This window comes from Microseira wollei NIES-4236, from assembly GCF_020521235.1.
In the GTDB taxonomy this organism is placed as follows: domain Bacteria; phylum Cyanobacteriota; class Cyanobacteriia; order Cyanobacteriales; family Aerosakkonemataceae; genus Microseira; species Microseira wollei.
Map to the genome: position 1 here is coordinate 1 of NZ_BLAY01000240.1, position 11,368 is coordinate 11,368.

At 40.9% G+C, this 11,368-nt stretch carries 5 protein-coding genes and 1 pseudogene; all 6 read right to left on the reverse strand.

Annotated features, from left to right (window positions below; all coding sequences use genetic code 11):
* Positions 1-222: 222 nt before the first annotated feature.
* Positions 223-507 (reverse strand): annotated as a pseudogene (locus MiSe_RS43695) (cupin domain-containing protein); the annotation flags it as partial.
* A 58-nt stretch (positions 508-565) separates the two neighbouring features.
* On the reverse strand, positions 566-2,266 hold the full coding sequence (locus tag MiSe_RS43700) for an HAL/PAL/TAL family ammonia-lyase (protein WP_226592685.1): 1,701 nt from the start codon (positions 2,264-2,266) through the stop codon (positions 566-568).
* Between the two features lie 398 nt (positions 2,267-2,664).
* Positions 2,665-3,195, reverse strand: a complete 531-nt coding sequence (locus tag MiSe_RS43705) for a TerB family tellurite resistance protein (RefSeq protein WP_226592687.1) — start codon at positions 3,193-3,195, stop codon at positions 2,665-2,667.
* 879 nt (positions 3,196-4,074) lie between these two features.
* On the reverse strand, positions 4,075-4,488 hold the full coding sequence (locus tag MiSe_RS43710; protein WP_226592690.1) for a phage tail protein: 414 nt from the start codon (positions 4,486-4,488) through the stop codon (positions 4,075-4,077).
* 482 nt (positions 4,489-4,970) lie between these two features.
* Complete coding sequence (locus MiSe_RS43715; RefSeq protein WP_226592692.1) at positions 4,971-6,437, reverse strand: hypothetical protein; 1,467 nt, start codon at positions 6,435-6,437, stop codon at positions 4,971-4,973.
* A 150-nt stretch (positions 6,438-6,587) separates the two neighbouring features.
* Positions 6,588-11,273: a LamG-like jellyroll fold domain-containing protein gene (locus tag MiSe_RS43720; RefSeq protein ID WP_226592694.1), complete on the reverse strand. Its 4,686-nt coding sequence runs from the start codon at positions 11,271-11,273 to the stop codon at positions 6,588-6,590.
* Positions 11,274-11,368: the final 95 nt, after the last annotated feature.

Here is an 11,368-nt window from a genome sequence, read left to right on the forward strand (position 1 = left end):
CAATTAGCAATTAGCCATTAGCAACGCCCTTGTTTATAACTAGCAACTTGCGTTACTTACTATCCAATCATTAATTAAAGCACATGTGCTGCCGATTAATGACTGTATTAGCGTAACTTTTAAGATTATTTTCATACATCTTGATGATGTCCTTATTCCTAAAGCAAGATATGTTGAAAAACAAGATATCCAGTGGATATTTAGGGTAATCATTCAGGCTGCTTAATTTTTAGCAACGGTTTTTTGAGGAGCAACTTGATTTTTGCCAATCCGACGAAATTTTGACCATATTCCTGAGACTTTTGCTTTGAAGCGAGCGAATATTTTGAAGCGATTTTTAATAATATGTGTTTCCAGTTCCTGTGGTACTTTAGGGTTGATATGAAAGTAATCGATGGGGCTGTCATCTGTGAGAAGATAATATATCGAAGTCATGGTTGACCGTTGCTGTCCCACGCGATCAGTTTCCATCATCATGCTGGAACGATAAATCTCGGCATAGTAACCTCCTTCCGGACGATATGGGCATTCTTATCACAAGTATTGGATACAGTCATAACTTTTGTTACTTTAACTTCGCTGTAATCTGGTTAACTGCTTGCACGATAGCACCATCGGTAGCAATATCAACAGAAATTCTTGCTATATACTCATCTAACGATTGTTCGTTATCATTCCAAATATACGGACGTTCTGAACTCGGTACCTTTCCGACAACTTTATAAACAGTGGAGTATAACTCAGTCATTGCAGGTGAAAGACAAGTCCGCGCATCGTAATGACCAGCTACTTCGTAGGTTCGCAAATCCACTGCTTGGACTCCAAACATTAATGCTATCGCCATATATTGCTGAAAGATTTCCACAGAGCGACGTGCTAAAGTAGCAGAGTTAAATCCTTGGCTGTTGATATTTTGATTAAATTGTTCGGCGTGGGTAGGAAAACGGTCTGCGATAGAATTTCCATAGAAAGTCAACAGAGACATGATAGAATTGCCACTAATTTGCAAACCCTTCAGTCCCATATTGACTTTACAGCTTTGATTCCCAACTAAAGAGGGTGCTAATCCATTGCTGAATTCAGGTGTGACAAGCAGCGCAATTTGGGTATCAATATGTTTAGCTAAAATCCCTATATAATAGCGTAACTGGTCCATCGATACGCCTACATATTGTCCCATAAAATTCCCGCCATGATAGCTGACTTGATTATAAACATCAATTAGCGGGTTGTCGGTAACTGAATTGATTTCAGTTTCAATTTGCTTGCCAATCTGTTCAATACCATCAATAATGGGACCTAAATACTGAGGTAAACAGCGCAACGAGTAGCGGTCTTGAATTAATTCCTTGCCGTGATATTCATGAGTGCCATCCAATTCATCGCGAATTAATTGCGAACCTGCAAGCAGCTCAATTATTGACTCTGCCACCCATAATTGACCGGGATGTGGTTTTTTCTGGTGAATAAAGGGGTGAAATGATTGATTTGAGCCATTTAAACCCTGAATAATTAAAGCATGTACGCCCATTGTCAGCGCTAGCAAAGTACGGACGTCATATACGCAGTTAGCAGCAATACCCGTCATTACCGACGTACCATTCATCATTGCTAACCCTTCCTTGGGTTGCAATTGCAAGGGTGGTAAACCGAGTAGAGCAAGAGCAGTGGGAGCGTCGATTTCTTGATCGTTGATATCAACAGTAAAGCTTTTATCTAAGCCGATTAATGCACCAGTAACATAAGACAAGGGAACTAAATCGCCACTAGCACCAATGGAGCCAAACTCCCGCACGTGAGGTGTAACGCCAGCATTGAGAAAAATGACAATACGTTGAATAAGTTCGAGTCTGATACCAGAAGCTCCGTACATATGGGAATTAGCGCGTAACAGCGCAGCTCGCACATCTTTAGGCGATAATCTCTGACCAGCTCCTGATTTCATCAACCAAACAAGGTTTGTCTGTAGTTCGGATGCTTGCTCTGGCGAGATTGCAATATGGGCTAGACCCCCGAAACCGGTTGTTACCCCGTAAATTGGCTGACTGGATTCCACTGCATTGTTAATGTAATCGCACGATGCTTGAACTCCCTGCAATACGGTCGAGTTCTCTGTTAAGCGTACTTGTGCCTTATTACGCGCTACATTGGCGACATCATTGATTGTCAGGGATTTGTCACCAACAACGATACTAGAATCAGGATTACAAGCTAAAGGCAATTGGCTGGGAAAAGTTTTGCTTTTTTGTAGAGATTGTGGGTCCATGATAATAAAATGCGATTAGTAAACCACCAGGCTGCATGAACTTCGAGAGGGATACGTCCTTTCCTGCTTCGATAAAGGCTGAAAGAGACGGTGTACAAATCACCCGACTTCACAACTTCAAACCCCTGGTTGCTCACTTCTAGCCACATTCGCTTAAAGTGCTTCGCCTTGGTTTTGGCGTTAGTATTCCGAATGGTTTGGTTAATCCACATTGAGCCAATCTCAACGTGCTTAAAGGCAGCGCTCGTCAGCTTTTTGCGCTCAGGCTTTTCCAACCTCAACAAATCGTTAGCGACTTGAGTATTGAGAATGTTATTAGTATAATACTTTTCCCAGCATAGGTTGTGCTGGAAAAAGTACTTCTTGTCACTTGCGATGACTACTGAAAAAGCAATTGTTTACTCAAAAGGACTACCATCTGGTAAACATAAGGCAATACGTTTCTCCTTGACGCGCTGTTCTTCCAGATAGAGGTTTTCAATTTCCTGGACAACTTCTTCAGAAATTCCTAGGGCTTGAGCTACCTTGCGAATTGTGGCTTTCTCGCCTTCATTATATTCCCCATCAGAAGCAGCCGCGTTAATTGCAAAGTAAATTACTCCTCTACCTGACTTTTGATTGGGTACAGTTCTGGCTATTAGTTCAGTGATATCTTCATCAGCTGGATAATTTTCCAGTTCCTTAAGTATGGATTCTGGTACTCCAGCTACTGCTCCTCGCCCAATGACCCACTGTCTCTCTTTTGGTGTGACTTTTCCATCCCCATTGGCAGCAACAAGAAGGGACTTGAGAAATATAATTTGCGCTTCTTTAAATTCTTCAACGCCTATTTCATCGATATCTCCGAAATCTGGTCCCCATAGCTCTTGATAGTACCACTTTAATGCCATTTGCCTTATCGGATCAATTTGTGATGTAGCTCCTGTCATTTTATTCTCCTAATTTCTGATTGATACATTCCATCGGGTTTGAAATTTCTATAACCACTCTTTAACTAAAGATCAGAAAAGTTTTTTTACTTTCCAATTTCTTATCATCTCAAGAAGTTCCTAACTGAATCATCTATATTTTTTATCATAATCTAGGTAACTTGAATTAACATCTGGCTTCATATCACTAAATTAAAAAAAATTTTTTTTTGTATATATTTATTTTAGTTATCTATTACCCTAAATAATCTCCTAAAATTCTCTTGCTGTTCAAAAAAACACCATTAAGGAAACAGGCTGTGGGTCGCTAACATGATATTTGAATTCAGGAAAATCTATTTTAGTTCCACCAACTTTACAAAAGGCATGTTGAAAAACTAGATATCCAGTGGATATCTGGGGTAATCATTCAGGCTGCTTAATTTTTAGCAACGGTTTTTTGAGGAGCAACTCGATTTTTGCCAATCCGACGAAATTTTGACCATATTCCTGAGACTTGTGCTTTGACGCGATCGCGTATTTTCAAGCGATTTTTAATGCTGACGAAAAGTTATTCACTACCTTATATGACGAATCAAAAGCAATACGCAGTAAGTTGGAACCCCCCGGATTTATCCGTGGGGTAGTTCAGCTTCGTTCTTTCTGTTAATTTGTTATTGAAAATCGTACTTGTTCACTTGGGCAGCTATCACTCCAACAATAGTACAGTGATTATATTCTACGCCTACATATCCCTTATATTGACGAACTGTTAATGTTGGATGATTGACAGGGGGTAAAATTAGGAATTTCCTTTTTCAATTTCCGTATCTACCGCTAGAGAAAAGTGGCAGTGAGGGCAATAGTTAAGCTATTGCCCTAGAGTGTAGCTAGTGCTTATCAACGAGGTGGATAAATTCCTTGCTTCGCAACGCAATAACGCACGACAAGATATCCAGGAGCAAGTTTACCAGTCACAGATTGAGGTTGAACCAACTCACCAATACCCCCTTTCTGACCTGCAACATAATTCGGTAGAATAGGTATTTCTTGTCCAATCCCAACTGGTGAGCGCCCTCTTAAATCTGGTAGGGCAAAGTTTTTTGTCCCATCACCACCATAGAGAGTGCCATAGATTGAGTATAAGTCTTGATTGCCGCTAATGGGCAATACTTGTCCGTTGGCTTCTGCCCAACCATTTGGACAAAAATTGCCACCGAATAACATGATTTCACCCACAAATGGTTCGTTAGCAGCATTAGCTGGTTGAGCAGAGACACCAAAGATTAAGCCAACAAAAACGACAAGCGACAAAACCAAACTCGTCGCTAAACAATAAAAGCGTTGTAGTTTTGATTACATTGTTCTAAGTGCAAAGTAGTGCTGTAAATAGACTGTCTACTTACTATCCAATCATTAATTAAAGCACATTTCCTGCCGATTAATGACTGTATTAGCGTAACTTTTAAGATTATTTTCATACATCTTGATGATGTCCTTATTCCTAAAGCAAGATATGTTGAAAAACAAGATATCCACTGGATATCTTGGGTAATCATTTAGGCTGCTTAATTTTTAGCAACGGTTTTTTGAGGTGCAACTCGATTTTTGCCAATCCGACGAAATTTTGACCATATTCCTGAGACTTTTGCTTTAAAGCGATCGCGTATTTTTAAGGGATTTTCAATAATATGTGTTTCCAGTTTCTGTCGTACTTTAGGAAAGTTAGCCTTGGAACGCCATCTATTACCTATATCCCGCAGTTGATTGAGAGTGATTGACTTCTGAGCAAAGCTTTAGGCTTTATTTAATACACGTTTTCGAGAGGACTTCCGTTTTAAGAGAGGTTTAAAATTGACATTATTTGCTTTTGCCGACAAAATTTTATCAGAGTGAGTAGCAATGCACTCTAGCGTTTTATCCGCTATCTTGCCATGTATTCGCTCATTGCCTTGAGCCTCAGCTTTTATCATCAGACTACCTTTTTCTTGCCATCTTTTGAGATTATTTGTCATTTCTAAAGGTCTATCATCATCAATCCGATCAACAGTTCGATCTACTCTATTTTTTGTAATAAAAGCCTTTCTAGCCTCTTCTGGAATAGTTTTTAAAGCCAGCTCTATATTGAGATCAATATCAGTATTAACAAGTGAATTTCTCCATTCTTTACCACTGTAAACAGCTATTTCTATTTGTTCATAACCTGCCGGTATATCTGCACTTAAAGGATCTGTTCCATTGCGAGGTACTTGCAAGTAAATTTTTGTTCCGGGCGGTAATTCTACAGGAACATTCATTGCTCTTTCCTGCACAACATCAGCATAAGGATTGTGCTCCTCCAATTGAACCCCGAATTGGGGTGCGGTATTGCCCGTATAGGGTGATTCATTAATTTTTGCTTTGATGTTGATTTGGTCGGATACTTTTTTAAAGCTGTCATAATAGGGGCTATTAGGAGCCATATCTTTTAAACAGTTGTCGATTATTTCCAAATCTTTACTGTCTCGAAATATCGGCAGTATTTGGTCAGTATTGAGATACTTTTTCAGAAAATTTTTTGCTGTTTCGCCACTTTCTGGATCTTGGCTATCTTCTGCTATTTGGACAATCTTTACTAAAATTCTGGGATCGATCGGTAATTTTGCTTCGTTTCGGATGATATTCATTTGTTGTTGCATTTTTTGGCGAATTTTTTCATCCGGCTCTTGTTCAATCTCTTGTTGTGTTGGAGTTTTAACGACAAAAACGAATGGTTGTCTGATCAATTGATCGCCCTGTTGAAAGATGTACGGTGAGTTAGAATAATCTAACCCAAACTGACTTTGCTGTTGTTGAGGCGAGAGGTTTTCAGAATACCGGCTGAGAGCGAGAAAACCAGTCAGCTTGGGCGAAGAAAAAGAAAATGTATCATTCGTCTTTCTCTCCAAGGCTAACATACTTTTAACAGTATCAGCAGGAATTATTTTGCTAAAAGATTCTGTGTTGTTCTCAAAGGCAGCAGAGTTTGCCTCAATCATACTCGTAATCAGTAAAATATCTTGTTTTTGATATTGTTCGGGCGGAATTTTTCTTAAATCAGATTTGAATTTGTTAATTAAGGTTTCAACCTTCGCAGTGTAATGAGCGTAATCATCATCACTAGCCACATCGGCTTGAATTTTTCTCACGATGCTAACTAAGTCTGCGAACTCAGGCAAACTCCCATATTTTTCTAGCAATCTTTCTTGAAAAATCCATTCTTTACCACTATAGTTTGATATCATTCTCTATTTACTCCTGAAATAAAAAGAAAGTTGGTTTGTCAGCGTCAAATTTTGACCTCTGACAGACTCGCCATTATTCTGAATCAATTCTGAAGGTAAGCAATAAGGGGAAAAATCATTAATTTCCCCTTATCTTCCCAACTATCGATTCTAATGCGGATTAATCTTGAGCAAGATTTGATCAAGTTTACTTTGTAGCTCTTGAGTTGAATCTACAAGCTGTTTTTGCACAGCAATGATTTGATTCTTCAAGTTTAGGTTTTCTGTTTTTAACTCTTGATGTCGAACTTCTAATTGGGTGAAGTAATCGAGAATTTCCTGAGTAGCCTGATCTGTATCTCCCACTTGACGTAAATCCCGCCCAAAGCCCATCAAAGCCGGACGTTCCACGTAGGTTACACGATGCAGCACGCGCCAAGTCTTATTGGGTTTACCTGCTTTTGTCTGCCGCAACGCCCGCGCTTCTTCATCATTGCTTGCTAACCATTCCGGATCAACCACATAGCTAAAGAAGTCTTGGAAGTTTTGAGTAGTACCTTCGAGATAGAAACTCATAAACCGATAACGGTCTACTTTTTCTCCTGGTAGAATTGGTAGGTCTTTGTAGTTGGTGATTCCCCGGAACTCCACTCCACTCAAGTCTACATTTAACTCTATACCCTTGCTACGAGATTCCGTTTTACTCATAGTCTGGGTCATGTTAACCGTCGCTTGGGCGGTTAGTTCTACAGCAGCAAAAGCTGCAAACTTTCCTTCAAATCCTAAACCCGCATTCAGAATAAAAGAGCCGCCAATGGTATGCTCTACCGTATTGGCAAAGCTTTGAGCTTCAGTTCGCAGTCCGCCATCAGCATCCCAGACGTAGGTATTGACAATGTTCCGCTTGCCTGCCTTGATTTGAATATCTTCCATTCGTTTCTGCCAGCTTGCAAAACTTGTTTGAGCCTGGACTCGTTGATCTTGGTCATCAATCTTACTTTGGATTTCTGCCTTTTTAGCTTCGGTAGCGGCGCTTTGCTGTTTGACAAGACCTGCTGATTCGGCTTTTATTTGTGCTGCCTTTTGCTCTTCAGCTTTTTTCTTTTCCTCTTCAGTCATCGTGGTACTGGCTTTGTCTTCTTCCCGTTCTACTCCAATCGTAGTGGGAGCATCACCACTATCTATATTCCGTGCCAAAGAGGTTTCATCAATTGTACGCACATCAAAGTTATCAAAATAAGATTCTCTGCGCTTATCCTCTTTCTCAATCGCTTTTTTGAGATTATAAGCTTCTTGCAGACGATAGTAACTGGCAGGATAAAGAGAACCATACTGAGCGCGCATTTGGGGAACGTGTTTAAAGAAGCGTTCGCTAGTAGCACTGCTCCCCGTCAACCCATCCAAACTACCACTCATGGTGTAGGCAGGATTCATCAAAAAGGTAATTGTATTCACATCCGGGGGAATACCATCAACAGGTTGGACTTGGTACCCAACCATTTTGCCACTGCGGGCGAGTCGGGTGATAAACACATCGGCTAAGGCAGAAACCACCAAAGCATAACCAACGTTTTTGGGAATAAATCGGTTGCCCAGATGAGGGAACTTAGGAGTTGTTTCTGGTGTACCCCGCAATTCCAATTTATCCGTCATACTCAGAGATGAGCTAGAGGTAATGTTACTCTGATTCTGAAATTGGTAGCTGAAATCAAGATTGCCTTTGAAGCCAGCACGCATTGCCGCTAGTTTTGTCGTAATACCAAGACCTGCATTCATTTCGGTATCACCACCCATAAAAATGTCTACGGCTGCACCCAACCCACTATCTTGAGAACGATTCCAGCTAAATGCCACATCTTCCGACATGTTTAATTCTACGGAACTCGCGGCATTGTAGTCGTCTGATAAGGTGAGGTTTTCAGTAGGTACAGGCGGCGCACCTTCCATGTAGCCCAATAAAGTTGGGGCAAACTGGGCGTTACCTATCCATTTGAGTTCTAGTTGTTCAACCCGCTTATCCGGGAGCAAGATTGCGGCATTCCTGTCAGGATAGGCAAAAAACCGCCGCATAATCGCTACTTTGCCATTTGGGGTCAGAGTAATGGTACTGTATTCAGCACTGACTAGGGCATCCTTAACTGGAGTAGCACCAACAACAGGTAACATACTATCATTAGTAACAACCGCTTCGGTAACAGTTCCGTGATAGTTATTAGCTGTTCGGTCTAAAACCTTTTTAGTAGTACCTTCCGTAGTAATTTCATCAAGCCGATAGTAAGCAACTAAATTTGTTTCCGTACCAGTCAAGCGACTACTCATATTTGCCTGGATTTCGGCTTGAGTGCGGGCTACTTTCCAGATTCGGACATCACTAATTTTACCATTCCACATATCACTTGGGTTGCCCAAATCATGTCGTCGTCCAATCCACCATTGATTTGTATTCAATGGTAACGACACGTTAAGGTCTTGTGTTGATTGCTTAATCAAACTACCATTTTGATAGATTTTGATCCGTCTTCCATCGTAACAAGCAGCTACGTGTACCCATTGATTTATGGGAAAACTTGAGTCTGCTTGTTGCGAATACCAACTACTGTCCTTGTAAAATCCTGCAAAAAGTTTGTGGTCAGAAGTACATAAGCAAAGTTCAAAAGTAAGACTGCCGGTATTAGTGAACACATTAGTAATTATGCCTCTGTAGTCACTGGCCTGTAAAAGAGGGTTAGAATAAACCCAGGCTTCAACAGTAATTTGATTGCTAATATTACTAGCAACTGCCGCAGGCAAAGACACATAACTATTACTCGTCCCATTGAAATTGACGACTCCGTCTTTGCGTAGTGACACATTCATGCCAATGGGCGCATTACAACCCCACCAAGTACCAACTACTGTACCATTGTTGCCACTACCAGTCTTATCTCTTACCGTAGTTCCCGTAGCCTCATTCAAAGGATAGTAAGCTAACAAACCCGGTTCATTACCACTCAGCAGAGTTTTACTATTGGCTGCAACCTCGTCATCACTCAGGGCAACTTGCCAAATCCGAAATTCTGAGAGTTTACCAAATTGCTCTGAACCGATGGATGAATTACCAATGATGGAAAAACTACCACCAATTTTACAAATCTTTCCTGCTAGTTGTTTTTTGCTGGCATCATCAGGTGCGGCATCTATTAATGCTTGCTTGACATCGGCAACTTGACGACCATCAACATAGAAGACTGTAGTGCCTTTTTTAGCAACAGCCGCTAGATGATGCCATCCAGGACTTAATAGCGACAAATTGTAGCCACTATCGTAAAAGACATTACCTACAATAATACCCAACTTGTTAGATGCTTGAACAACAAGTCTCTCGTTATTAATTGTGTTCACTAAGGTGTTGTTCGAGGTGTTGTTGGGGTTGGGTATCATCTCCAGGAATTTATTCATCAGTTCCTGTGTTTGAGCGTCACTAATTAGACCGCCTGATTGTGCGGCATAGAGTAAATAATAGAGTTTAGTGACACCTGTGAGGTTGGAGATAGTGTGGGAATCGTCATCAGTGTTTGAAGCATAGGTATGAGTTGCAGAGCCGTTATCTTGTATAATGATGAGGTGATTAACCGAAGGATCACCAGCACCATAAACCCGTTTGACAAATCCTTTGTAGGTTACACCATCTTTAGTAGCAGTTAAGACAGTACCATTACAAGAACCGGCATTGTCAGCACCAAGGTTGCCTGTAATTTTAAATTCAGTGATACCATGAGTCTCGGCGACAAAAACAAAAAGTCCCGGGTACTTGCGCGTAAAGTAGCGACTATTACCTAACAGTTCACTAGTTGTAATCACATTATTGGAATATGGGATTGAAACACCTAAATTTGTGCCTAAAAAGTTACCAGCATCATACATATCATTTCCACCATCATTGATGCCTGATCCAGACTCACCCTCGCTAAACTCATAACGGTTAGGCACAAGGCTGGTAATAGACTGATAATTTTGGTTAAGGTTGTCAAGGATATTTTCCAGTGTTGGTCCTGCTACTTGTTTTCTTGGTAAAGGATAGGAGAACCAGGTTTCCACCGTCCATTCATCACTCAGATAAAGAGGACTCGTCAACTGGATTTGACTGTTATTATTGGTTAAGTTTAGACAAGCACGAAGACTGTTGGGAATCCACTGCTCAAAGGCGGTATTGTTTGCGTCTGCGGTTGCGTCATAGTTTGTTTGCTGCATCCGCCCTTGAGTATCAAAGTAACTCAGTTGTACATTGCCTTCACAAGTTTCTATGGCATTCAGACGACTGGCGGGTTGCACAAATCCTAGTACAGCCCCTTTAGTAATTAATCCCTTAGCGTCTCTGGCAACTTGGGGCATAGTTTGAGGCTGGGCGTTGACTTGGTTGAGCGTGCTAATTACTGTGTTGTTGGCAGTATTTAACTCTGTTTGAACTTGAGTCAGTTGATTATTAACTTCTGTAAGACGAGTTTGCCACGCTTGTTGCTGGCTAAGATTAGCATTCAACACTGCTTGGAGTCTCTCCAATTCCGTGTTTCCTAGCTGATAAGATTCGTTTGCCGTATTGTAAACTGATTGAGCAGTTTCAATTTTGTTGTTTGACCTTTGTTGTTTGATTAATTGCCAGTTTTGTCCAAATGACCATCTGACGACATTTTCAGTACCGCCTTGAGCATGGAGATAGGGTTTCCCATCTTGCTTTGGCATCTGATCGTTGGGCAGTTTTATTTGGTAATAGCCATTGCCTTGGTCAATAAACTGCCAGTTTTGTCCAGATGACCATCTGACGACATTTTCAGTACCGCCTTGAGCCTGGAGATAGGGTTTCCCATCTTGCTTTGGCATCTGATCGTTGGGCAGTTTTATTTGGTAATAGCCATTGCCTTGGTCAATAAACTGCCAGTTTTGTCCAGATGACCATCTGACGACATTTTCAGTAC

Coding starts and splice junctions, on each gene's coding strand:
- MiSe_RS43705 (WP_226592687.1), bottom strand. CDS start 3,195: ATGACAGGAGCTACATCACAAATTGATCCGATAAGGCAAATGGCATTA.
- MiSe_RS43715 (WP_226592692.1), bottom strand. CDS start 6,437: ATGATATCAAACTATAGTGGTAAAGAATGGATTTTTCAAGAAAGATTG.
- MiSe_RS43700 (WP_226592685.1), bottom strand. CDS start 2,266: ATGGACCCACAATCTCTACAAAAAAGCAAAACTTTTCCCAGCCAATTG.
- MiSe_RS43720 (WP_226592694.1), bottom strand. CDS start 11,273: ATGCCAAAGCAAGATGGGAAACCCTATCTCCAGGCTCAAGGCGGTACT.